The following is a 22540-nucleotide window of genomic DNA, read 5'->3' as shown; positions in this document are numbered from 1 at the left end:
ATAAAAATAATGAACACAACAACCTGTACCCACAAAGACAACCCTAACTTCTGGATTTTTGGGCTGTTCTTCTTTCTCTACTTCTTCATCATGGCTACCTGCTTTCCGTTTCTGCCTATCTGGCTGTCGGACATCATCGGCCTGAATAAAACCCATACCGGCATCGTTTTCTCCTGCATTTCGCTCTCGGCTATCGCCTTCCAGCCGGTGCTGGGGGTGATTTCGGACAAGCTGGGGCTGAAAAAACACCTGCTGTGGATTATCTCGGTGCTGCTGTTTCTGTTTGCGCCCTTCTTCCTGTACGTATTCGCGCCGCTGCTGAAAACCAACATCTGGCTGGGCGCGCTGAGCGGCGGGCTGTATATCGGCTTTGTTTTCTCGGCCGGGTCCGGGGCGATTGAGGCCTATATCGAACGCGTGAGCCGCAACAGCGCCTTTGAATATGGCAAGGCGCGCATGTTCGGCTGCCTCGGCTGGGGGCTGTGCGCCTCAACGGGGGGCATCCTGTTTGGTATCGATCCGTCATACGTTTTCTGGATGGGATCGGCGGCGGCGCTGTTGCTGATGCTGCTGCTGGTGGTCGCAAAGCCGAAGCCCAATCAGACGGTACAGGTGATGAATGCCCTGGGGGCCAACCAGCCGCAGATCACCGCGAAAACGGTCTTTAACCTGTTCCGTCAGCGCAAAATGTGGATGTTTATTCTGTACGTGATTGGCGTGGCCTGCGTCTATGACGTTTTTGATCAGCAGTTCGCCACCTTCTTCAAAACCTTCTTCGCCACGCCGCAGGAGGGCACTCGCGCCTTTGGTTTCGCGACGACGGCGGGGGAGATCTGTAACGCCATCATCATGTTCTGCTCGCCGTGGATAATTAACCGCATTGGGGCGAAAAATACGCTGCTGATCGCCGGGTTGATTATGGCGACGCGCATCATCGGCTCGTCGTTTGCCACCACCGCCGTGGAGGTCATCGCCCTGAAAATGCTGCACGCCCTGGAAGTCCCGTTCCTGCTGGTGGGGGCATTCAAGTACATCACCGGCGTGTTTGATACGCGACTCTCGGCCACTATCTATCTGATTGGCTTTCAGTTTGCCAAACAGTCAGCGGCCATTTTCCTCTCCGCCTTTGCCGGAAATATGTATGATCGGATCGGCTTCCAGGAGACGTATCTGATGCTGGGCTGCTTCGTGCTGGCGATCACGGTGGTGTCAGCGTTTACGCTGAGCAGCAGGCAGGAGATAGCCGCTGCCGCGGGCGCGGCAGCGTTAACCAGTCAGTCCAGATAAAACACCTCTTCCAGCCCGGTACTCACCGGGCTGTTGTCCGGGTTCGACGGCATTACATCACGCATGTGTTTCCACCAGCGCTGGCAGACGTCGGTATTCGCGACCGCGTTCCAGCGCTCCTCCGATTCAATCTCTACGGTGGCAAACAGCAGGTTACGTTCCCGGTCGAGATAAATGGCGTAGTGGTGCGCGCCGTGGTCCTTCAGCACCGCTTCCAGTTCGGGCCAGATGGGGTTGTGGCGACGCGCGTACTCCTCGTGCGCGTCCGGGTTTACCTGCATCACAAAGGCTTTGCGGATCATAATGCCTCCAAATACAGCTCGCGCACCTCGTCGCGGCTGGCGGTGCGCGGGTTGCATGGCGCGCACGGGTCGGCGAGGGCTTTATCCAGCCAGCCTTCGATATCGGCTTTGGTGACACCAAGCTGGCTGAAGCCGGACGGAATGCCGACGCGGGCGCTCAGGTCGCGAATCGCCTGAATCGCTGACATGCTGGCCGCTTCGTCGCTCATGCCGCGCGTGTCGACGCCCATCGCCTGCGCCACGCGAGCAAACCGTGCTACGGCGTTCGGGCGGTTAAAGTTTTCGATGATCGGCAGCAGGATGGCGTTACACACGCCGTGCGGCAGATTGTGCGTCGCGCCCGGCTGGTGCGCCAGGGCATGCACGAGGCCGAGGCCAGCACTGTTAAACGCCATGCCCGCCAGATACTGACCAAACGCCATCTGCTCGCGTGCTTCCAGGTTATGACCGTCGTCGACCGCTTTGGGCAGCCAGAGGTTAATCAGGCGAATTGCTTCCAGCGCGTTGGCATCGGTCAGCGGGTGCGCGCCAACGGACACGTAAGCTTCAATGGCGTGCGTTAACGCATCCATTCCCGTTGCGGCAGTGACGGACGCAGGAATATCCAGCATCACGCTGGCATCATCCACGGCGATATCCGGAATGATGTTCGGGTCGATGATCACCTCTTTCACCTGACGCGCGGAGTCAATAATCACCGCGTTGCTGGTCATCTCCGCCGCCGTGCCTGCGGTGGTGTTGATCGCCACCAGCGGCACACCCGGGTTTTTCACCTTGCCGACGCCGGAATAATCGGTGGACGGACCCGGATTGGCGGTGAGGATTTTAATCGCTTTGGCGGTATCAATCGGGCTGCCGCCACCAAAGGCGATAAGATAATCACATTCCGCGTCCCGGTATGCTGCATAGCCTTTTTGCACCAGCGCCTCCGTCGGGTTGGGAAAGGCCGCGTCAAACAGCTGATATGACATCTGGTGCGCATCCAGCGCGGTAAACAGACTGTCCAGCAGGCCCAGCTTCACCAGCTGGCCGTCGGTGACAATCAGCGCTTTGCCCCACCGTTTGTTCGCCACCAGCCTGACCATGTCGCCAATAGCACCCGCGCCGTGCAGGCTGATTTTTGGCAGTGCCAACATAAAGCTCATGATAATTCTCCTTAACTATCGCCCGGACCGTCCGGTCAGCGAGGGTTTATGCATATATTTCCAGCGCTGAACGGAGCGGGGTTACGCCGAAGCGCTTGCCGAGCGCAATAAGTTCTTCGCGGGTAATGGTTTGCTTCATACCGCCCATGGAATAAACCTTTACCAGCACTTCAGCGGATTTCTCGGCGGTGTCGATCAGGCCGAAGGTTTCATCAAGCGTAGGGCCGCTGCCGAAGACGCCGTGGAACGGCCACAGCACCAGCGAATGTTTTTGCATATCTCTGGCGGTCGCCTGGCCGATTTCGTCGGTGCCCGGTACCATCCACGGCAGAATGCCGACCCCGTCCGGGAAGACCACCAGACACTCGGTGCTGCCTTCCCACAGCTTGCGGGTGATGAAGTCAGAGCTGTTTTCCAGCACGTAGGTCAGGGCGATCAGGTTGGTGGCGTGGCAGTGCATGATCACGCGGTCTTTGCCGTCAGTCGCCCTGATGCGCTCGCAGTGCGAGAGGAAGTGCGCCGGCAGTTCAGATGTGGGTACCGCTTCATCGGTCAGGCCCCACAGGATGTGGTAGCCCGCGCCGTCGCTGTCCACTTTCACCACGCCAAGGTTGGCCTCAGGATCAATCTGGACGTTACGGAAGAACTTGCCGGAACCGGTGACGATAAACGGCGTATTGGCGAGCAGCGGCATGGGCTGGCTCAGGGCAATATAGCGCGGCTTCTGGTGGAAATCGGCCGTGTAGGGTTCGATATCCGCGTCGTCCAGGCGCAGCGTCAGGTTGCCGCCGTTACGCTCGTCCCAGCCCTTCAGCCAGGCATCGGAGGTGGCTTTGATCATGCCCTGGACGAACCAGGAGGTGGTGATGGTCTGCATAGTTTTCTTTTCCAGTTATCGCGGTGAGGTTGAACCCCTCACCCTAACCCTCTCCCCAAAGGGGAGAGGGGATGGTTTGCTCCCTCTCCCCTTTGGGGAGAGGGCAGGGGTGAGGGGGCAGTTACCCGCGCTGACTCAGCACGTCTTTCTCATACGCCCGCACGTTTTCCAGCCACTGGCTGCCTGCCGGCGTGTCGTTACGCTGGCAGTACATCTCCCACACGGCCTGCCACGGCAGGGATTTCTGCTCTTCCAGCAGCGCCAGGCGCGCGGTGTAGTCGCCGTTTGCTTCCAGCTGTTTCAGCGCTGCGGTTGGCTCCAGCAGCGCGCGCAGCAGGGCTTTTTTCATATTGCGGGTGCCGATCACCCATGCCGCGATGCGGTTGATGGAGGCGTCAAAGAAGTCGAGGCCAATGTGCACGCGGTCGAAGAGGTCATGACGGATGATTTCGCTGGCAATCGCCTGGGTTTCGTCATCCAGCAGCACCACGTGGTCGCTGTCCCAGCGCACCGGACGGCTGACGTGCAGCAGCAGGCGCGGCACGAAGAGCATGGCGGCGGAGATTTTGTCGGAGATCACTTCTGTGGGGTGGAAGTGACCGGCGTCCAGGCACAACGCGGTCTGACGGCTGGTGGCGTAACCCATGTAGAACTCGTTCGAGCCGACGGTGTAGCTCTCCGCGCCAATGCCGAACAGCTTGCTCTCCACCGCGTCGATGTGGTGCGCCGGATTGAGATTTTCGCTGATGGCCTCATCCAGCGCGGCCAGCAGGCGCTGACGCGGGGCGAGACGGTCGACGGTGATGTCTTTCATGCCGTCCGGGATCCAGATGTTCATCACCGACGGCGTGCCAAGCTGCTCGCCAAACCAGGCCGAGACGCGGCGGCAGGCTTTAACGTGGTCGATCCAGAACTGACGGATGTCGTCGTTGGCATGCCCAAGGGTAAACCCCTCTGCGCTCAGCGGGTGCGAGAAGCAGGACGGGTTAAAGTCCAGACCCAGTTTGTTGGCTTTGGCCCATTCCACCCAGTTTTTAAAGTGCTCCGGTTTGATTGCGTTACGCGCCACCGGCTCGTCGGACTCCAGATAGATCGCGTGCAGGTTCAGGCGTTTTGGCCCCGGGATCAGGCTCAGCGCCAGTTCCAGATCCGCACGCAGTTCGGTGGCGTTGCGCGCTTTGCCCGGGTAGTTACCCGTCGCCTGAATGCCACCCGTCAGAGAACCGCCCGGGTTCTCGAAGCCGGCGACGTCATCGCCCTGCCAGCAGTGCATGGAGACAGGCAGACGGTCGAGCTGGCGCAGCGCCGCGTCGACATCCACGCCGACGGCGGCGAAACGCTGTTTAGCCAGGTCCCAGGCTTGTTCAAGTTGAGTGGTCATGCGCAAAGCTCCTTAGTCAGTCGTTTTTGCTGAAACTGCGCCCGGTAGCGGGCAATTTCATGGCAGGGATTAGGGGTGAAGGTGGTCAGGCGGGTATTCGCGGTGACCACCGAACGGAATTCGTCGACGTCTGAAAGTTCGTCCAGAGTCATCAGTTGAATACCGATGTTGCCGAGCGTTGAGGCCTCCACCGGACCCGCCACCACGGTGATGCCGCAGGCATCGGCGCAGAGCTGGTTCAGCAGCTGGTTCTGGCAGCCGCCGCCCACGATATGCAGCTGGCTGAACGGTTTGCCGCGAAGGCTCGCCAGCTCGCTCAGAACATCCGCGTAGAGCAGGGCCAGGCTGTCAAAAATGCAGCGCGCCAGCTCGGCAGGACGGGAAGGCACCGGCTGACCGGCTTCGAAACAGGCGGCCTGGATTTCGGCGCTCATATGCACCGGGTTAATAAAGCGGTCGTCGTTCGGGTTGATCAGGAACGTACAGGCCTTCAGCTTTTCGGTCTCTGCGATAAGCGCAGGCAGGTCGGCAATGTGTTGCTCTTTCAGCATCCTCTGGAGCAGCCAGAGCCCCATGATGTTCTTCAGCACGCGGTAGCGGCCTTCGGCACCGCCTTCGTTAGTGATGTTTGCTGCCATCGCGGCGTCGCTGGTGTACGGCGTTTTGCTCTCAAAGCCCATCAGCGACCAGGTGCCGGAAGAGAGATAGGCCGCGTCTTTACCGGCCAACGGAGATGCAATCACCGCGCTGGCGGTGTCGTGACTGGCGACGGCGACCACCGGGATTTCATTCCCCTGCGGGCAAATCCAGTAACCGATTACGTTACCCGGATGGGTCGGCGTGCCGAACCAGGAAGGCGAAGCGCCGGTCCAGGCCAGCAGGATTTCATCCCAGCTGTCGGTGTTGATGTTGACCAACTGCGTGGTGGTGGCGTTGGTGTATTCCCAGTTCATGTTGCCGGTCAGCCGGTAGCTTAAGTAGTCCGGGATCAGCAGCGCGTGCGCCACCTTTTTGACCAGCTCCGGCTGCTGCTCAACCAGCGCGCGCAGCTGATACAGCGTGTTAAAGGGTAGAAACTGAATGCCGCTGCGGCCATAGATGTTGTCCTTGCCAAGCTGCGCGATGGCCTGTGTCATCAGCCCGTCGGTGCGGCTGTCGCGATACGAGACGGGCAGGCCGACGCGGTCGCCGTGGCTGTCGAGCAGAACGTAGTCCACCCCCCAGGTATCAATGCCAATGCTGTCGATGCGAATGCCGTCGTTGCAGACGTTGTTCAGCCCGGTGCGGATCTCCGCTTCCAGGGCATCAATATCCCAGGTATCAAAACCGTCCTGTTTTTGCAGGCAGTTGGCGAAACGGTGCATTTCGCGAAGCGTAAGTGTGCGCTTGCCGCAGTCCCAGGTGGCGAGCATTACGCGGCCGCTGGATGCGCCTAAATCGACAGCCACACAATGGCGAAAAGTCATGGTCAGGTCCCTTCTTAAGTCATTGGTGCTGAGTGTAAAAAAGGGAAGAAAAGACCACCTTCTCGTCACTGACAGCCCGAATCTCGCGCTGGCAAGAAAGCAAAGATGAACGTGAGGGAGTTCACAATTTCCAGTCAGGGCGGGGTTTTCGGGCAATGTGACGCTGACCGCATTTCCCGATTTTTCCGTCTGTTTCTTGAAAAATGGACAGCTTTTGCGATGTTTGCTGTCAAAAATTTAAGGTGAGTGTGGAAGGCCTTAATTACTATTTTGAGAACTTTTCTCATTGGTGGGGGCCGTTATGACCGTACTGCACAGCGTCGATTTTTTCCCGTCGGGAACGTCTCCGGTCGCGATTGAGCCACGGCTCCCGCAGGCTGCGTTTCCTGAACATCATCATGATTTTCATGAAATTGTGATTGTCGAGCATGGGACAGGCATTCATGTCTTTAACGGCCAGCCGTACACCATCAGCGGCGGTATGGTGTGCTTCGTGCGCGATCACGACAGGCATTTGTATGAACATACCGACAATCTGTGCCTGACCAACGTGCTCTATCGTTCGCCGGACGCGTTCCAGTTTCTGTCGGGGTTGAATAAGCTCCTGCCTCAGGAGCAGGATGGGCACTACCCGTCTCACTGGCGGGTGAATCAGTCCACGTTGCAGCAGGTGCGCCAGCTGGTGAATCAACTGGAGCAGAGCGAGGACGGGCAGGAGACCCATGCCATTGCCACCCGCGAGCTGCTGTTTATGCAGCTGCTGGTGCTGCTGCGTCGCAGCTCTCTGGTGGAAGGGCTGGCTAATAACGACGCGCGGCTGAACCAGCTGATGGCCTGGCTGGAGGACCATTTCGCCGAGGATGTGTGCTGGGAAACGCTGGCGGATGAGTTTTCGCTGTCGTTACGCACGCTCCATCGTCAGCTCAAGCAACACACCGGGCTGACGCCACAGCGCTACCTCAATCGCCTGCGCCTGATTAAAGCGCGTCATCTTTTACGTCACACCGATGAAAGCGTCACGGATATCGCCTATCGCTGCGGTTTCGGCGACAGTAATCACTTTTCGACCCTTTTTCGCCGTGAGTTTAGCTGGTCGCCGCGCGATATCCGTCAGGGGAAGGATGCTTCACTCCAGTAACGCGAAGGCAATCACCGTTTTATTGCCGCAAAAAGGCTAATAATGTCCGGTTATTCACCGTAGAGGTTGTGGTGTGGCCGCTCAGTTAATTCTTCGCAAAGATGATTTTTTTGCCTCCGCGAGTCAGGCCGTCGCGGTGGCCGACCGCTACCCGCAAAATGTCTTTGCCGAGCATACCCATGAATTTTGCGAGCTGGTGCTGGTGTGGCGCGGCAACGGCTTACACATCCTCAATGACAGGCCCTACCGCATTACGCGTGGCGATCTGTTTTACATTCGCGCCGAAGACAAACACGCCTACGCCTCGGTTAACGATCTGGTGTTGCAGAACGTGATCTACTGCCCGGACAGGCTCAAACTGAACGTCGACTGGGCGGCCCATATCCCGGGTTTTCTCAATGCCAAAGGCGAACCCCACTGGCGCTTGAGCAGCAGCGGCATGGCACAGGTGCGCCAGACGATCTCCCAGCTGGAGCAGGAGAGCCAGAAGCACGATCCGGTGGCAAACCCGATGGCGGAACTGCTGTTCGCCCAGCTGGTCATGACCCTCAAACGCCATCGTTACGCTACCGATAACCCCTCCGCGACCGTTCAGGAAGCACTGCTGGACAAGCTGATCGCCCGGCTTGCGGGCAGCCTGAACAAAAGTTTTGTGCTGGAAAAGTTCTGCGAGCAGGAGCAGTGCAGCGAGCGCGCGCTGCGCCAGCAGTTCCGCACCCAGACGGGGATGACGGTGAACCACTACCTGCGCCAGCTGCGCATCTGCCACGCCCAGTATCTGTTGCAGCATACGGAGCTGATGGTCAGTGAGGTGGCGATGCGCTGCGGGTTTGAGGACAGTAATTACTTTTCGGTGGTGTTTAACCGCGAGGTGGGGATGACGCCGGTTCAGTGGCGTCATCGCAGTCGAAAGGCAGCGTAATCAGTTTGCCATGCCGAGGCCGACAATGTTAGCGGCAATGATGATCACTACGCAGCCCAGGCTCAGGACGCCCACCGGACGACGCCCGGCGTTATTCCACTCCTTCAGTACCAGCCCAACCAGTCCGCCACACAGTACGTAGAAGCTCATGTGCAGCATCCAGCTTATGTAGTCGTACTGCGGTGGAATGCTGGCGTGACCCCAGGCGTAGAAAAAGAACTGCAGATACCACATGAGGCCACCCAGCATCGACAGCAGCACATTGGTGAGGATTAAGGATTTTGCCAGTGAGAAATCGGCTTTTACCGACAGTTCCTTCACTTTTGCCAGACGAATGAAGCAGAAGCCGAGGTTTACCAGCGCGCCGCCGCCCATGATCACCACGTAGCTTGGCAGCGCCACGTACAGCGGGTCGACGCCCAGCGCGGCGGCCGCTTCGTGCATAGGTTTTGCGGCGTTCATGGCGAACGACATGCCCGCCGAGAAGATGCCGCACATCACTGCCAGCAGCAGCCCTTTCTTCAGGTTGAAGTCCTCGGCTTTGATGCCCATCTTGCGCTCTTTCAGCTGACCCGCTCGGGTGACGATACCCACGCCGATCACCGCGACAAGCACGCCCAGCAGCGTCATCTGCCCGCCTTTGGTGTTGAGCAACACATCGACATTGCCGTTAAGAATGGGCGTCATCAGCGTGCCGACGATCAGGGTAATGCCAATTGCGATGCCGATACCCATCGACATCCCGAGGTAGCGCATGGTCAGGCCATAGTTGATGTTGCCGATGCCCCACATCGCACCGAACAGAAACACCGGCAGCAGGGTGGAGGCACTGAAGGAGGTGAAGTAGCCCCAGAAATCCGGGAGCAGCATGGCGCTAATGGTCCAGGGCAAAATCAGCCAGGAGACGGTACCGCCAACCGACCACATGGTTTCCCACGACCACCCTTTCACCTTTTTGAACGGGGCATAGAAACAGGCTGCACTGGCTGCGCCTATCAAATGCCAGAAGATACCCATCGTAATCGCATGATTCATTTTTACGTCCTCATCGTTTTTATAGCCGGTGGCTTCCCCCCGACTTGATGAGTGTAAAAATTAGGCGGTTCAGGAACCTTCAGAAGGTTGCCGCACTTTGGTTCTGGATGGCAATCAGCACGTTAACCGGGTGAGCAGACTCACAATTTTGTCATTTGGCAAAACCCAAATAACCTTATAAAAACTACGGCATTGATAATCATTTTCAATATCATTTAATTAACTATAATGAACCAACTGCTTACGCGGCATTAACAGCTGTGCCGCCCGACACTAATGGAGAGGATTATGAGTTATACACTGCCATCCCTGCCGTATGCCTATGACGCACTGGAACCGCATTTCGACAAGCAGACGATGGAAATCCATCACACTAAACACCACCAGACCTATGTGAACAACGCGAATGCTGCGCTGGAAAGCCTGCCAGAGTTCGCTAACCTGCCTGTTGAAGAGCTGATCACCAAACTGGACCAGCTGCCAGCGGACAAGAAAACCGTACTGCGTAACAACGCGGGCGGCCACGCTAACCACAGCCTGTTCTGGAAAGGCCTCAAAACCGGTACCACCCTGCAGGGCGACCTGAAAGCGGCTATCGAGCGCGACTTCGGTTCTGTTGATAACTTCAAAGCGGAATTCGAAAAAGCGGCTGCGACCCGTTTCGGCTCTGGCTGGGCGTGGCTGGTTCTGAAAGGTGACAAACTGGCGGTCGTTTCTACCGCAAACCAGGACTCCCCGCTGATGGGTGAAGCGATCTCTGGCGCATCTGGTTTCCCAATTCTGGGTCTGGACGTGTGGGAACACGCTTACTACCTGAAGTTCCAGAACCGTCGCCCGGACTACATCAAAGCCTTCTGGGATGTGGTGAACTGGGACGAAGCTGCAGCGCGTTTCGCCGCGAAAAAATAAGGTTGCATTGACGCCTGTGAGAAGCGAGTCTGTTGACTCGCTTTTTTTGTATCTGAAGGAGTAGAGATGCATTACCCGGTGAATGTGTTTACAGGCAAGGTAAGGGAATACGACGGCAGCCGCCCGAGCGCCATCGCCAAAGTGCAGGTCGACGGAGAGCTGACGTTAACCGAGCTCGGGCTTGCGGGCGACGAGCAGGCCGAGAAGAAAATCCACGGCGGGCCCGAACGCGCGCTGTGCCACTATCCGCGCGAGCATTATCAATACTGGATAACCGAATTCCCTGAACAGGCGGACCTGTTCGTCGCCCCCGCGTTCGGTGAGAATCTCTCCACCGAAGGGCTGACGGAGAAGGACGTCTTCATTGGTGATATTTTCCGCTGGGGTGATGCCCTGATTCAGGTAACGCAACCGCGCTCGCCATGCTTCAAGCTTAACTTCCATTTCGGCATTAACGACATGTCCGCACGGCTGCAGAGCGCGGGTAAAACCGGCTGGTTGTACCGGGTGGTGCTGGCGGGGCAGGTGTCTGCGGATGCGCCGCTGGAGCTGGTGTCGCGCCTGAGCGATGTGTCGGTGTATGACGCCTGTGCCATTGCCTGGCATATGCCGTTTGATGACGAGCAATATCATCGGCTGCTGTCGGCGGCAGGGTTATCCACCAGCTGGACAAGAACGATGCAGAAGCGGCGTAATAGCGGGAAGATCGAGAGTAGTTCGCGGAGATTGTGGGGAAAATAGTCCCCGTAGAGAGTAGGCCGGGTAAGGCGAAGCCGCCACCCGGCATTTTTGCCTCTGCGCCTGTTATTGCCCGGTGGCGCTGCGCTTACCGGGCCTACAATACAGTGCCAGAGGGAAACTACGAACGCTTATACAACGGTAGCCACAGCGTTAACCGCAGCCCGCCCAACGGACTGTCGTCGGCTTTCACCCAGCCGCGATGCTGCTGCATAGCGGTTTCAACAATCGCCAGACCCAGCCCGGTACCGCCAGATTCACGGTCCCGCGCCTCGTCGGTGCGGTAGAACGGACGGAAAATCTGCTCGCGATCTTCCGGGCTTACGCCTGGACCATCGTCATCCACAATGATGGTGATACCGTCTTTATCCACCGAGAAGGCCACCTCAATCTTCGTATGCGAGTAGCGCAGGGCGTTACGCACGATATTCTCCAGCGCGCTCTCAAGCGTGTTGGGGTTACCGTACAGCGGCCATGGCCCCGGCGGGAAGTTGACGGTGAACGATTTACCCATCTGTTCCGCTTCGAACGCCGCGTTGTCTAACACTTCATGCCACAGCTGATTGGCTTTCACCGTTTCGCTCACCAGCGCGTTTTTTTGCTGATTGCGCGACATCACCAGCAGATCGTTGATCATGCTGTCCAGACGCTGGGCTTCGGTTTCGATACGTTCCAGCTCTTTGCTCTCACCGCTGCGGCGCCGCAGCAGTGCGGTGCCCAGCTGGAGTCGCGTGAGCGGCGTACGCAGTTCGTGCGAGATATCCGACAGCAGCCGCTGCTGTGTGGTCATCATGCGCTCAAGAGCGGTGATCATCTGGTTGAAACTGGCCCCGGCGGCAAGAAACTCCTGCGGTCCGGCTTCCAGCTCAGGGTGCTGTCGCAGGTTACCCTGCGCCACTTCGTCGGCGGCGTTTTTCAGCTTACGCGCCGGTTTTGCCAGGCTCCACGCCAGCCAAAGCAACAGCGGTGAACTGACCAGCATCGTCACAATCAGCAGCAGAAGCGGACGGTCAAACAGCAGGTTGATAAAATCGGACTGGGAATTGCTCGCCGGGCGAATCAGATAGAGCTGGTAGTTATCTTCCCCATCCCTGACTGAGAAAGGGCCCACCATCTCAACCCGACCATATTTTTTCTTCTGCGGATGATCGGCGTTATCCGCCTGGCCAATAAAGTTGCGGATGATCTGCATTTCATTGCGATCCGCGCCAATCACGCGGCCTTCGCTGGTCACCAGCAGCAGGCGTTGTCCGGGAGGTGCCCATTTGTCGATAGCGCGAAACAGCCTGCGCCACCACATCAAATCGTTTGGCGGATCGTTTGCCAGCTCGGCTTCTACGTGCTGCTCGATCATCACGCCCTGACGTTGCTCGCTGTCGAGAAGCTCCGTCATCTGGCGTGAGTCGAGTTTTGGCAACATCAAAACCAGCATTAAAACCAGTGCCAGCGTCAGCCAGAAGATGGCGAAGATGCGGGCGGTTAAGCTTCCTATCATGAAGCGGAAACCATCAGATAGCCGCGACCACGCAGGGTTTTAAACCACGGATGACCGTCTTTACGCTCCGGCAGTTTGCGGCGCAGGTTCGAGATATGCATATCGATGGCACGGTCAAACGGCGTGAGGCGTTTACCCAGCACTTCCTGGCTTAAGTGTTCACGCGATACCACCTGGCCGAGGTGCTGCGCCAGCAGATACAGCAGCGTGAACTCGGTACCGGTCAGCTCCAGCGTTTCACCGTCAAAGCTCGCTTCCTGACGACCCGGATTGAGGCTCAGGGAGTCCACTTCCAGCGTCGGTGAACTGTTGTCAGTATTCTGCTGCTGTTCGCTCCAGTGGGAGCGACGCAGGATAGCGCGAATACGGGCGACCAGTTCGCGGTCGTTGAACGGCTTCGGTAGATAGTCATCCGCACCCAGCTCAAGGCCGAGTACACGGTCTAGTTCGCTGCCGCGTGCGGTCAGCATGATAACGGGGGTCTGGTGTGTCTGGCGAAGCTCTTTCAGCGTATCAATGCCGTTTTTCTTCGGCATCATGACGTCGAGCAAAAGTAGATCGATGCTGTCGTCAAGGAGACTCAGCGCCTGCTCGCCATCATGGGCGACCAGAACGTTGAAACCTTCCATGTCGAGCAACTCCTTTAAAAGAGATGTGAGCTCTCGGTCATCATCAACTAACAGGATTTTATTCATTGTTTAAATACCTCCGAGGCAGAAATTACGACATCAAGGCTATCTAATCCATGACTTTACGTTGTTTTACACCCCCTGACGCATGTTTGCAGCCTGAATCGTAGACTGTCTCTCGTTGAATCGCGACATGAAAGATTTTGGGAGCAAGTGATGCGCAAAGTTACCGCTGCCGTCATGGCCTCAACGCTGGCGTTCAGTGCGTTTAGCCAGGCCGCTGTAGCTATCATCGGCGATAACGCGTCCTCACAAGAGGGCATCGCGCAGCACAGCAGTCAAAGCCATATGTTTGACGGCATAAGTTTAACCGAACATCAGCGTCAACAGATGCGAGATCTGATGCAGAGGGCACGACACGATCAGCCCCCTGTTAATGTTAGCGAAATGGAGACAATGCATCGCCTTGTCACCGCAGAAAATTTTGACGAAAACGCTGTACGTGTTCAGGCAGAAAAAATGGCACAGGAGCAGGTTGCCCGCCAGGTAGAGATGGCGAAGGTTCGCAACCAGATGTTCCACCTGTTGTCGCCCGAGCAGCAAGCGGTTTTGAACCAGAAACATCAGCAACGTATGGACCAATTGCGTAAGGTTGCACGGATGCAGCGAAGCTCAGAAACGACGCTTTTCAGTAGCAATAGCAGTACCCGTAGTAACCAGTAAACCCTGTTTTCCTTGCCATAGACACCATCCCTGTCTTCCCCCACATGATGTGGGGGTTTTTTTTGCCCTTCATTCTGATGTGTTAACCGTTTATTCATCCTTTGACTCCGTAACCTTCCGTTATACTAGCGGCATGGCATGACAGGAGTATTTATGAATCAATCCTATGGAAGACTGGTCAGCCGGGCCGCCATTGCCGCGACGGTCGTGGCCTCAAGCTTACTGGTCATCAAAATATTCGCGTGGTGGTACACGGGCTCGGTCAGTATTCTGGCGGCGCTGGTGGACTCGTTGATGGATATTGCCGCCTCGCTGACCAACCTGCTGGTGGTGCGTTACTCGCTGCAACCGGCGGATGAAGAACACACCTTCGGGCACGGCAAAGCCGAATCGCTGGCGGCGCTGGCGCAAAGTATGTTTATTTCCGGCTCTGCACTGTTTCTGTTTTTAACCGGCATTCAGCATCTTGTTTCGCCATCACCCATGAACGATCCCGGCGTGGGCGTGGTGGTGACTGTGGCTGCACTTATATGCACCCTTGTTCTTGTAACGTTCCAGCGATGGGTGGTTCGAAAAACGCAAAGTCAGGCTGTACGGGCGGATATGCTTCATTATCAGTCTGATGTTATGATGAATGGCGCTATTCTTATTGCGCTCGGTCTGGCCTGGTATGGCTGGCATCGGGCCGATGCGTTATTTGCGTTAGGGATTGGCATCTATATTTTATACAGCGCTTTGCGGATGGGGTATGACGCGGTGCAATCGCTTCTTGACCGTGCGCTCCCCGACGCAGAACGCGATGAAATTTATACTATCGTGACCTCCTGGCCGGGTGTCAGTGGTGCTCACGATCTTCGTACGCGGCAGTCAGGGCCGACCCGCTTTATTCAGATTCACATAGAAATGGAAGACAACCTGCCATTGGTTCAGGCTCACGTTATTGCTGAGCAGGTGGAGCAGGCGATTTTGCAGCGTTTTCCTGGGTCAGACGTCATTATTCACCAGGATCCCTGCTCGGTTGTACCCGGTTATGTTGGGCTTTCGTAATTCGTTGTAAAAAAGTGAGCCAGGCCAGCATTTTGTGTATAAATTACCGCCATTTGGTCTGACCTGAATCAATTCAGCTGGAAGTGGTTGATATACTATTTGCAGTATTCGTTGGTCGACAAGTTTCTTCCGGCAACAGATTTCAATTTTGCATTCCTAAGTTCAGAGGTAGTCATGATTAAGAAAATCGGTGTGTTGACAAGCGGCGGTGATGCGCCGGGCATGAACGCGGCAATTCGTGGGGTTGTTCGTGCAGCGCTGACGGAAGGTCTGGAAGTTTTTGGTATCTATGATGGTTATCTGGGTCTGTATGAAGACCGTATGGTTCAGCTCGACCGTTACAGCGTATCTGACATGATCAACCGCGGTGGTACTTTCCTCGGTTCTGCGCGCTTCCCGGAATTCCGCGACGAACACGTGCGTGAAGTGGCTATCGAGAACATGAAAAAACGCGGCCTCGACGCACTGGTTGTTATCGGTGGTGATGGTTCGTACATGGGTGCAAAACGTCTGACTGAAATGGGCTTCCCGTGCATCGGTCTGCCTGGCACCATCGACAACGACATCAAAGGTACTGACTACACCATCGGTTACTTCACCGCCTTGGGTACCGTTGTGGAAGCGATTGACCGTCTGCGTGACACCTCTTCTTCTCACCAGCGTATCTCCATCGTTGAAGTGATGGGCCGTTACTGTGGCGACCTGACCCTGGCTGCGGCTATCGCGGGCGGTTGTGAGTTCGTCGTGGTTCCGGAAGTGGAATTCAGCCGTGAAGATCTGGTTGCAGAAATCAAAGCCGGTATCGCCAAAGGTAAGAAACACGCTATCGTCGCGATCACCGAGCATATCTGTGACGTTGATGAGCTGGCGAAGTACATCGAAGCAGAAACCAAACGCGAAACCCGCGCGACCGTTCTGGGTCACATCCAGCGTGGTGGTTCCCCGGGTCCATACGACCGTATCCTGGCTTCCCGCATGGGTGCGTACGCCATTGAACTGCTGCTGCAGGGTCACGGCGGTCGTTGCGTCGGTATTCAGAACGAAAAACTGGTTCACCATGACATCATCGACGCCATCGAAAACATGAAGCGTCCGTTCAAAGGTGACTGGCTGGACTGCGCGAAAAAACTGTACTGATCGGTGTTTGTATTGTGCCGGGTGGCGGCAAGGTAAATGCAAAACGGTAACCCCAGGGTTACCGTTTTTTATGGTTGCGCCCTCTCCCGTGGGAGAGGGTTGGGGTGAGGACATCAGGCCACTCATCCACTTTTTTATTCCTCAAAGTTATAGCCAATCTTTTTTTATTCTTTAATCATCAATTCCGTTTCTGGCACGCTGCATTCATCAAAACACTACATATGAGAGCTGGGCGATGAATAAATGGGGCGTGGGTTTAACATTATTGCTGGCATCGACCAGCGTTCTGGCTAAGGACATCCAGTTACTGAACGTGTCATACGACCCGACGCGTGAGCTATACGAGCAGTACAACAAAGCCTTTGCGGCACACTGGAAACAGGAAACGGGCGACAATGTGGTGGTTCGCCAGTCTCATGGCGGCTCTGGTAAGCAGGCGACCTCCGTCATCAACGGCATTGAAGCGGATGTGGTGACTCTGGCGCTGGCCTACGATGTGGACGCAATTGCCGAACGTGGCCGCATCGACAAAAACTGGATCAAACGCCTGCCGGATAACTCCGCGCCATATACCTCGACCATCGTTTTCCTGGTGCGTAAAGGCAACCCGAAACAGATCCATGACTGGAACGACCTGGTTAAACCTGGCGTATCGGTCATCACGCCGAACCCGAAAAGCTCCGGCGGCGCACGCTGGAACTATCTGGCAGCCTGGGGCTATGCCCTGCATCACAACAATGGCGATCAGGCCAAGGCTCAGGAGTTCGTCAAAGCGCTGTATAAAAACGTTGAAGTGCTCGACTCCGGCGCGCGTGGTGCCACCAATACCTTCGTAGAGCGCGGCATTGGCGATGTGCTGATTGCCTGGGAAAACGAAGCCCTGCTGGCGACCAACGAGCTGGGTAAAGACAAATTCGAGATCGTGACCCCGAGCGAATCTATCCTCGCCGAGCCGACCGTTTCTGTGGTGGATAAAGTGGTCGATAAGAAAGGGACCAAAGCGGTGGCGGAAGCCTACCTGAAGTATCTCTATTCGCCGGAAGGCCAGGAAATTGCGGCGAAGAACTTCTATCGCCCACGCGATCCGGCGGTTGCGAAGAAATACGACAGCGTATTCCCGAAACTGAAGCTCTTCACCATTGATGATGAGTTTGGCGGCTGGACAAAAGCCCAGAAAGACCACTTCTCTAACGGCGGTACATTCGATCAGATCAGCAAACGCTAGGCCTTTGTAACGAACGACACGGTGACCCGGTGTGAGAAATCCGCCGGGTTTTTTATTTGGTCATCATTTTGCGTTACTCTTTGGCCTCTACTGAAAACAGGGAACGCATTGTGAAAAAAATTATCTTACTGATTCTGATTGTTATCGCCCTTGCCGCGGGTGGCGTGTACTGGATGAAAGCAGGTAATCCGAATGCGTTGCGTCACATCGTGCTGGACCAGTGTGTGCCGAATCAGATCCAGCACCGCAATCCGGCGCCGTGTGCACAGGTCAAACCTGACGCGGGCTATGTGGTGTTCAAGGATCGCAACGGTCCGCTGCAGTACTTATTGATGCCCACCTACCGCATCAACGGCACCGAAAGCCCGCTTCTGACAAAGCCTCAAACACCGAACTTCTTCTGGCTGGCATGGCAGGCCCGTAGCTTTATGAGCATGAAGCACGGATCCGAGGTGCCAGACAGCGCAATTTCATTGACCATCAACTCACCCACGGGCCGCACGCAGAATCATTTCCATATCCACATCTCCTGCCTGCGCCCGGACGTGCGCGAGAAGCTCAATGCCGCGCAGGGGCAAATCAGCACCCAATGGCTGCCCCTTCCCGGTGGACTGGAAGGACATGAATATCTCGCCCGCCGGGTGACGGAGAACGAGCTGGTGCAGCGGAGTCCGTTTATGATGCTGGCGGAAGAGCTGCCGGAAGCGCGTGACCATATGGGGCGCTTCGCGCTGGCGATGGCCCAGCAGTCTGATGGCTCGTTTGTGTTGCTGGCAACCGAACGTAATCTGCTGATGCTTAACCGCGCGTCGGCTGAGGAATTGCAGGATCATCAATGCGATATCCTGAAGTGACCCCACCATAAATAGCGTTTACTCGTCCTGCCTGTCGCCGTAGACTTGCTGAAAAAAACGACAGGAGACAGGCATGTCGCTCTGGTTAACCCACCCTCTGTTTGTGCCCTCAGCGATAGTCGGCGTCACCATTGTGTTATGGGCGACGTCGCTATTGCCGGAATTCATTACCGCGCTGCTGTTCTTCACGGCAGCGATGACCGCCAGAATTGCCCCGCCGGAGGTCATTTTTGGCGGCTTTGCCTCGTCTGCCTTCTGGCTGGTGTTCAGCGGCTTTGTGCTTGGTGTGGCAATCCGGAAAACCGGTCTGGCTGACAGGGCTGCACGGGCGCTCTCCGCCCGGCTTACCGACTCCTGGGTGCTAATGGTGGCCAGCGTGGTTCTGCTGAGTTATGCCCTGGCGTTTGTGATGCCGTCGAACATGGGGCGTATCGCGCTGCTGATGCCCATCGTGGCCGCGATGGCAAAACGTGCCGGTATTGCCGACGGATCGCGCGCCTGGTTTGGCCTGGCGCTGGCCGTTGGTTTCGGCACCTTCCAGCTTTCGGCCACCATCCTGCCTGCCAACGTTCCCAATCTGGTGATGAGCGGTGCGGCAGAGGGCTCATACGGCATTCATCTGAACTACGTGCCTTATCTGCTGCTGCACACGCCCGTGCTCGGTATTCTCAAAGGGTTGATTCTGATTGGTTTAATCTGCTGGTTATTCCCCGGCAGCCCGAAGCCGCCCAGGGATCTGGCACCCGCTGAACCGATGGGACGAGATGAAAAACGCCTTGCCTGGCTGCTGGCGGTGGTATTGGGAATGTGGGTGACGGAGAGCTGGCACGGTGTGGGGCCGGCATGGACCGGACTTGCGGCATCGGTCATTGTGATGCTGCCACGCGTAGGTTTTATCACCGGAGAAGAGTTCTCGGCGGGGGTGAATATGCGCACCTGTATTTATGTGGCAGGCATCCTCGGTTTGGCCATTGTGGTGACGCAAACCGGTATCGGTCCGGCGGTGGGGGAGGCGTTACTGAAGATAATGCCGCTGGACGCCGACAGACCGTTCACCAGTTTCCTGGCGCTGACCGGGATCACCACGGCACTGAACTTTATTATGACGGCTAACGGTGTTCCGGCGCTCTATACCACGCTGGCGCAGAATTTTTCAGAGGCGACGGGCTTTCCGCTATTGTCTGTCATCATGATTCAGGTGCTGGGCTATTCCACGCCGCTGCTGCCGTATCAGGCGTCGCCGATAGTGGTGGCGATGGGCTTAGGAAAGGTGCCTGCAAGGGCGGGGATGGTGCTCTGTCTGGCGCTGGCAATTGCCACGTATCTGGTGCTGCTGCCGCTGGATTATCTGTGGTTTAGCGTTTTAGGTCGTTTGTAGCGATTTTGTAGGGCGGGTAAGCGCAAGCGCCACCCGCCACAACAGCATTACGCCTGCTTAGCCGCTTCTGCCGCTTTAACGATTACCGCGAAAGCGTCAGCTTTCAGGGATGCACCGCCAACCAGCGCGCCATCGATGTCTGGCTGGGTGAACAGTTCTGCCGCGTTAGAGGCATTTACGGAACCGCCGTACTGGATGATGACCTGCTCTGCCACTTTCGCGTCGGCTTTAGCAATGTGGTCACGGATGAATTTGTGAACCGCCTGAGCCTGCGCTGGGGTTGCAGATTTGCCGGTACCGATCGCCCAGACTGGCTCGTAAGCGATAACCGCGCCTTCGAATGCTGCCGCGCCCTGCGTTTTCAGCACAGCGTCGATCTGACGTGCGCACACTTCTTCCGTTTTGCCTGCTTCGTTTTCTGCTTCGGTTTCACCGATGCACAGAACCGGGATCAGACCCTGCTCTTTCAGCACCGCAAATTTCTTCGCGATGAACTCGTCGGATTCTTTGTGGTAGGTGCGACGCTCAGAGTGGCCGATGATGATGTATTTGGCGCCGATATCTTTCAGCATTTCAGCGGAGGTTTCACCGGTGAATGCGCCAGACAGGTTAACGTCAACGTTCTGTGCGCCCAGAATGATGTGGCTGCCGTCAGCGGCACGTTTAGCCAGATCCAGGTACATATCCGGCGGAGCGATAGCAACCGCGCAGCCAGTCACGCCAGCCAGCTCTTTACGCAGGTTCGCAACCAGTTCGTTTACCATGTGGCGGCTGCCGTTCAGTTTCCAGTTACCCATCACTAAAGGATGTCGCATTTCAATTCTCCACGCTAAATAAGCGAATTAAGGAATATGGCCACCCTGACGGGCAGCATGGTCTGTGAATCAGTATAGAGATTTTCCCTCGAAAGGCTTTGCTTTTTGTCATTAATTCGCCCCTCCGAGTGTGTCAGATAGTGCCAGCTTAATCGGTTCAACAGCGAAGGTCAGGCCTTTTTCGCCGTTATCCGCCACCACATAGCGCACCGCGCCTTCGGTTTCGGTGTAATAGCGCTTGTTTTTACCCGTAACCAGCAGTTTTTGCAGCTTTTGTTGGCTCTGTTTTTTTGTCAGTGCGGGCGTAAATGCCTGCAGCACCGCGCTCATGTACTCCAGCGCCTTCGCCTTGGCGGCTTTCTGCTCTGGCCCCTGAATCGGCAGCCAGGTGATCTGCATACTTTTGATTTTTAGCGTACCGCGCTCCAGCGCAGTGGAAGCGTACAAGTTTTCGTTAATCTTGCTGGCGGCACGGGTCAGGTTTGGAGTATCGCGTGCGCCATCAATGGCGCGAAATTCATCCAGCGGCAGCGTTGGATTGGTTTTGTTAAACGTTTCACGAAACTGACTGATGGACTGATCGAACGATGGCGCACCCGCCAGGAGGTAGGGCGCGGTTGTCGGAGCAGGGGGTTCGGCGGCGTGCAGGGGGAGACCGGCGCTCAGCATCGCGAAACACAGGAAAAGAAGGTGTGCCGAATTTTTCATCAACATTGTCCCTGGCCGTAAGTGCTCATGATTAAATCGATATCTGGTCGGCTTGTCAAAAGGTCACAACTCCAGGGTAAAATGCGCACGATATGATAATAAGGAACCTTACATGACCATACAGCAGTGGTTGTTTTCATTCAAAGGGCGTATTGGACGCCGTGATTTCTGGATCTGGATGGCGACGTGGATTATCGCTATGCTGCTTCTGTTTTTTGTGGCCTATAACGCATGGCTGAGCACGCAAACCGCGGCGTTTGCGCTGGTTTGTTTACTGTGGCCAACCGCGGCCGTGGTGGTGAAACGCCTGCACGATCGCGGTCGTTCCGGTGCATGGGCTTTTCTGATTATTCTGGCGTGGATGCTGGTCGCCGGGAACTGGTCAATACTTCCGTCCATCCTCCCCTGGGTGGTGGGCAGACTGCTACCGACCATTATCTTTGTGATGATGGTTATCGATCTGGGTGCGTTCATCGGCACCCAGAGCGAAAACAAATACGGTAAAGACACTCTTGAGGTGAAATACCGCTGATCACCAGTAGTGTTCGGCGGTCATATGACCCGGTCGGCGGCGAAGGTGTTTCGTCATCTGCCGGGTATCTTTCAGAAGCTGCTGAGTGTCCCGTACCATCTGCGGGTTACCACACAGCATCACGTGGCTGGTTTCGGCACGCATCGGCAAGCCAACGGCTTCTTCCAGGGCTCCACTCTCAATTAATGCCGGCACGCGGCCGGTCAGCGAACCTGCTGCCGTTTCCCGGCTCACCACGGTCTGGATTTTCAGCTTTCCGGCATACTGCCGCTCCAGCTCCTGCATCTGCGGCAGATAGCTTAAGTCTGCGGCGTAACGCGCGGCATGCACCAGCACGATGTTTTTAAACCGCTCCAGGTCTTTGCCGTACTGCAGAATGGAGAGATAGGGGCCGATGGCCGTGCCGGTTGCCAGCATCCACAGGGTTTCGCAGTCCGGAATTTCGTCCAGCACGAAGAAACCTGCTGCGTCACTCACAATCTGGACATCATCACCGGGTTTAAGCGCCGCCAGGCGCGGGCTGAGTTTGCCGTCCGGGACGGTAACCAGATAGAACTCGAGATCCGGATTATCGGGCGCGTTGACGTACGAGTAAGCGCGCTGCACGCGTTCGCCGTCGATATCCAGCCCCAGTTTGGCAAACTGTCCGGCCGTAAACGGATGGATGGGGGCGTGCACGGTGAGACTAAATAGCGCATCGGTCCAGAATTTTATCTTAGTGACTTTACCTGTTACCCAGTCCGCCATGATCTTCTCCTGTGCTGTTTCTCGGATCTATCTTCCGTATTTGTGATGAA

23 protein-coding genes are annotated in these 22540 nt (G+C 56.4%); 12 read left to right on the top strand and 11 right to left on the bottom strand.

Annotated elements, in window-relative coordinates:
• Positions 1-9 precede the first annotated feature (9 nt).
• Entirely contained in the window at positions 10-1287 is a 1278-nt protein-coding gene (locus ACQG2G_RS22060; protein ID WP_038420831.1) for an MFS transporter, read from the top strand.
• Here the strand turns inward: ACQG2G_RS22060 and rhaM are convergent.
• From rhaM to rhaB, 5 genes are all read right to left on the bottom strand, one after another.
• The gene (rhaM, locus tag ACQG2G_RS22055; RefSeq protein ID WP_013099341.1) at positions 1275-1589 is read right to left on the bottom strand and encodes an L-rhamnose mutarotase; all 315 of its coding nucleotides are present in this window, start codon (positions 1587-1589) and stop codon (positions 1275-1277) included. The two genes, ACQG2G_RS22060 and rhaM, sit on opposite strands and share 13 nt — an antisense overlap.
• Complete coding sequence (gene fucO / locus ACQG2G_RS22050) at positions 1586-2734, bottom strand: lactaldehyde reductase (RefSeq protein WP_038420830.1); 1149 nt, start codon at positions 2732-2734, stop codon at positions 1586-1588. The genes rhaM and fucO overlap by 4 nt, the downstream gene beginning before the upstream one ends.
• Positions 2735-2780: 46 nt before the next feature.
• Complete coding sequence (gene rhaD / locus ACQG2G_RS22045) at positions 2781-3611, bottom strand: rhamnulose-1-phosphate aldolase (protein ID WP_038420828.1); 831 nt, start codon at positions 3609-3611, stop codon at positions 2781-2783.
• 121 nt (positions 3612-3732) lie between these two features.
• Positions 3733-4992 carry an L-rhamnose isomerase gene (gene rhaA, locus ACQG2G_RS22040; RefSeq protein WP_248766699.1) on the bottom strand — a complete coding sequence of 420 codons (1260 nt, stop codon included), beginning with the start codon at positions 4990-4992 and terminating at the stop codon, positions 3733-3735.
• Entirely contained in the window at positions 4989-6458 is a 1470-nt protein-coding gene (gene rhaB, locus ACQG2G_RS22035) for a rhamnulokinase (protein ID WP_062935392.1), read from the bottom strand. Before rhaB ends, rhaA begins: the two co-directional genes overlap by 4 nt.
• 301 nt (positions 6459-6759) lie before the next feature.
• On the opposite strand from rhaB, the gene rhaS reads away from it, so the two are divergent.
• Positions 6760-7596: an HTH-type transcriptional activator RhaS gene (gene rhaS, locus ACQG2G_RS22030; protein WP_023621836.1), complete on the top strand. Its 837-nt coding sequence runs from the start codon at positions 6760-6762 to the stop codon at positions 7594-7596.
• Between the two features lie 73 nt (positions 7597-7669).
• A complete protein-coding gene (gene rhaR / locus ACQG2G_RS22025) occupies positions 7670-8518 on the top strand; it encodes an HTH-type transcriptional activator RhaR (protein WP_248766698.1) in 849 nt (282 codons plus the stop codon).
• Here rhaR and rhaT read toward each other — a convergent pair whose 3' ends face one another.
• Positions 8519-9553, bottom strand: a complete 1035-nt coding sequence (rhaT, locus tag ACQG2G_RS22020) for an L-rhamnose/proton symporter RhaT (RefSeq protein ID WP_061772737.1) — start codon at positions 9551-9553, stop codon at positions 8519-8521.
• Positions 9554-9841: 288 nt separating this feature from the next.
• On the opposite strand from rhaT, the gene sodA reads away from it, so the two are divergent.
• Both sodA and yiiM read left to right on the top strand, forming a co-directional pair.
• Positions 9842-10462 (top strand): superoxide dismutase [Mn], encoded by a 621-nt coding sequence (sodA, locus tag ACQG2G_RS22015; protein WP_003861999.1) that lies wholly within the window; start codon positions 9842-9844, stop codon positions 10460-10462.
• 66 nt (positions 10463-10528) lie between these two features.
• Positions 10529-11203, top strand: a complete 675-nt coding sequence (gene yiiM, locus ACQG2G_RS22010; RefSeq protein WP_248766697.1) for a 6-hydroxyaminopurine reductase — start codon at positions 10529-10531, stop codon at positions 11201-11203.
• A 118-nt stretch (positions 11204-11321) separates the two neighbouring features.
• Here the strand turns inward: yiiM and cpxA are convergent, their stop codons facing one another.
• Positions 11322-12695 carry an envelope stress sensor histidine kinase CpxA gene (cpxA, locus tag ACQG2G_RS22005; RefSeq protein WP_047023906.1) on the bottom strand — a complete coding sequence of 458 codons (1374 nt, stop codon included), beginning with the start codon at positions 12693-12695 and terminating at the stop codon, positions 11322-11324.
• Positions 12692-13390, bottom strand: a complete 699-nt coding sequence (gene cpxR, locus ACQG2G_RS22000; RefSeq protein WP_003862004.1) for an envelope stress response regulator transcription factor CpxR — start codon at positions 13388-13390, stop codon at positions 12692-12694. Before cpxR ends, cpxA begins: the two co-directional genes overlap by 4 nt.
• A 150-nt stretch (positions 13391-13540) precedes the next feature.
• On the opposite strand from cpxR, the gene cpxP reads away from it, so the two are divergent.
• The 6 genes from cpxP (at position 13541) to ACQG2G_RS21970 (ending at position 19688) form a co-directional block, all read left to right on the top strand.
• A complete protein-coding gene (gene cpxP, locus ACQG2G_RS21995) occupies positions 13541-14047 on the top strand; it encodes a cell-envelope stress modulator CpxP (protein ID WP_248766696.1) in 507 nt (168 codons plus the stop codon).
• Between the two features lie 153 nt (positions 14048-14200).
• A complete protein-coding gene (gene fieF, locus ACQG2G_RS21990) occupies positions 14201-15094 on the top strand; it encodes a CDF family cation-efflux transporter FieF (protein WP_013099328.1) in 894 nt (297 codons plus the stop codon).
• 174 nt (positions 15095-15268) lie between these two features.
• On the top strand, positions 15269-16231 hold the full coding sequence (gene pfkA / locus ACQG2G_RS21985) for a 6-phosphofructokinase (protein WP_013099327.1): 963 nt from the start codon (positions 15269-15271) through the stop codon (positions 16229-16231).
• A 235-nt stretch (positions 16232-16466) separates the two neighbouring features.
• Complete coding sequence (locus ACQG2G_RS21980) at positions 16467-17456, top strand: sulfate ABC transporter substrate-binding protein (protein WP_013099326.1); 990 nt, start codon at positions 16467-16469, stop codon at positions 17454-17456.
• A gap of 110 nt (positions 17457-17566) precedes the next feature.
• Positions 17567-18310 carry a CDP-diacylglycerol diphosphatase gene (locus ACQG2G_RS21975; protein ID WP_020686902.1) on the top strand — a complete coding sequence of 248 codons (744 nt, stop codon included), beginning with the start codon at positions 17567-17569 and terminating at the stop codon, positions 18308-18310.
• 73 nt (positions 18311-18383) lie between these two features.
• Complete coding sequence (locus ACQG2G_RS21970; RefSeq protein WP_013099324.1) at positions 18384-19688, top strand: SLC13 family permease; 1305 nt, start codon at positions 18384-18386, stop codon at positions 19686-19688.
• A gap of 47 nt (positions 19689-19735) precedes the next feature.
• Here ACQG2G_RS21970 and tpiA read toward each other — a convergent pair whose 3' ends face one another.
• The gene (tpiA, locus tag ACQG2G_RS21965) at positions 19736-20503 is read right to left on the bottom strand and encodes a triose-phosphate isomerase (RefSeq protein WP_003862019.1); all 768 of its coding nucleotides are present in this window, start codon (positions 20501-20503) and stop codon (positions 19736-19738) included.
• A gap of 111 nt (positions 20504-20614) precedes the next feature.
• The gene (locus tag ACQG2G_RS21960) at positions 20615-21211 is read right to left on the bottom strand and encodes a DUF1454 family protein (RefSeq protein WP_013099322.1); all 597 of its coding nucleotides are present in this window, start codon (positions 21209-21211) and stop codon (positions 20615-20617) included.
• A gap of 112 nt (positions 21212-21323) precedes the next feature.
• Here ACQG2G_RS21960 and ACQG2G_RS21955 point away from each other — a divergent pair, with 112 nt between their 5' ends.
• On the top strand, positions 21324-21743 hold the full coding sequence (locus ACQG2G_RS21955) for a DUF805 domain-containing protein (RefSeq protein WP_020686904.1): 420 nt from the start codon (positions 21324-21326) through the stop codon (positions 21741-21743).
• Here ACQG2G_RS21955 and fpr read toward each other — a convergent pair whose 3' ends face one another.
• Positions 21744-22490: a ferredoxin--NADP(+) reductase gene (fpr, locus tag ACQG2G_RS21950; RefSeq protein ID WP_013099320.1), complete on the bottom strand. Its 747-nt coding sequence runs from the start codon at positions 22488-22490 to the stop codon at positions 21744-21746.
• Positions 22491-22540: the final 50 nt, after the last annotated feature.

Source organism: Enterobacter cloacae complex sp. 382A5 (assembly GCF_050031095.1).
Classification (GTDB): Bacteria; Pseudomonadota; Gammaproteobacteria; order Enterobacterales; family Enterobacteriaceae; genus Enterobacter; species Enterobacter cloacae.
Note: the sequence above shows the minus strand (reverse complement) of the source record. Positions and strands in the feature narration are given on the sequence as shown.

What these genes read in the sequence shown, in the direction of transcription:
- ACQG2G_RS22060 (WP_038420831.1), top strand. Translation starts at nt 10, where the DNA reads ATGAACACAACAACCTGTACCCACAAAGACAACCCTAACTTCTGGATT.
- rhaM (WP_013099341.1), bottom strand. Translation starts at nt 1,589, where the DNA reads ATGATCCGCAAAGCCTTTGTGATGCAGGTAAACCCGGACGCGCACGAG.
- fucO (WP_038420830.1), bottom strand. Translation starts at nt 2,734, where the DNA reads ATGAGCTTTATGTTGGCACTGCCAAAAATCAGCCTGCACGGCGCGGGT.
- rhaD (WP_038420828.1), bottom strand. Translation starts at nt 3,611, where the DNA reads ATGCAGACCATCACCACCTCCTGGTTCGTCCAGGGCATGATCAAAGCC.
- rhaA (WP_248766699.1), bottom strand. Translation starts at nt 4,992, where the DNA reads ATGACCACTCAACTTGAACAAGCCTGGGACCTGGCTAAACAGCGTTTC.
- rhaB (WP_062935392.1), bottom strand. Translation starts at nt 6,458, where the DNA reads ATGACTTTTCGCCATTGTGTGGCTGTCGATTTAGGCGCATCCAGCGGC.
- rhaS (WP_023621836.1), top strand. Translation starts at nt 6,760, where the DNA reads ATGACCGTACTGCACAGCGTCGATTTTTTCCCGTCGGGAACGTCTCCG.
- rhaT (WP_061772737.1), bottom strand. Translation starts at nt 9,553, where the DNA reads ATGAATCATGCGATTACGATGGGTATCTTCTGGCATTTGATAGGCGCA.
- sodA (WP_003861999.1), top strand. Translation starts at nt 9,842, where the DNA reads ATGAGTTATACACTGCCATCCCTGCCGTATGCCTATGACGCACTGGAA.
- yiiM (WP_248766697.1), top strand. Translation starts at nt 10,529, where the DNA reads ATGCATTACCCGGTGAATGTGTTTACAGGCAAGGTAAGGGAATACGAC.
- cpxA (WP_047023906.1), bottom strand. Translation starts at nt 12,695, where the DNA reads ATGATAGGAAGCTTAACCGCCCGCATCTTCGCCATCTTCTGGCTGACG.
- cpxR (WP_003862004.1), bottom strand. Translation starts at nt 13,390, where the DNA reads ATGAATAAAATCCTGTTAGTTGATGATGACCGAGAGCTCACATCTCTT.
- cpxP (WP_248766696.1), top strand. Translation starts at nt 13,541, where the DNA reads ATGCGCAAAGTTACCGCTGCCGTCATGGCCTCAACGCTGGCGTTCAGT.
- fieF (WP_013099328.1), top strand. Translation starts at nt 14,201, where the DNA reads ATGAATCAATCCTATGGAAGACTGGTCAGCCGGGCCGCCATTGCCGCG.
- pfkA (WP_013099327.1), top strand. Translation starts at nt 15,269, where the DNA reads ATGATTAAGAAAATCGGTGTGTTGACAAGCGGCGGTGATGCGCCGGGC.
- ACQG2G_RS21980 (WP_013099326.1), top strand. Translation starts at nt 16,467, where the DNA reads ATGAATAAATGGGGCGTGGGTTTAACATTATTGCTGGCATCGACCAGC.
- ACQG2G_RS21970 (WP_013099324.1), top strand. Translation starts at nt 18,384, where the DNA reads ATGTCGCTCTGGTTAACCCACCCTCTGTTTGTGCCCTCAGCGATAGTC.
- tpiA (WP_003862019.1), bottom strand. Translation starts at nt 20,503, where the DNA reads ATGCGACATCCTTTAGTGATGGGTAACTGGAAACTGAACGGCAGCCGC.
- ACQG2G_RS21960 (WP_013099322.1), bottom strand. Translation starts at nt 21,211, where the DNA reads ATGAAAAATTCGGCACACCTTCTTTTCCTGTGTTTCGCGATGCTGAGC.
- ACQG2G_RS21955 (WP_020686904.1), top strand. Translation starts at nt 21,324, where the DNA reads ATGACCATACAGCAGTGGTTGTTTTCATTCAAAGGGCGTATTGGACGC.
- fpr (WP_013099320.1), bottom strand. Translation starts at nt 22,490, where the DNA reads ATGGCGGACTGGGTAACAGGTAAAGTCACTAAGATAAAATTCTGGACC.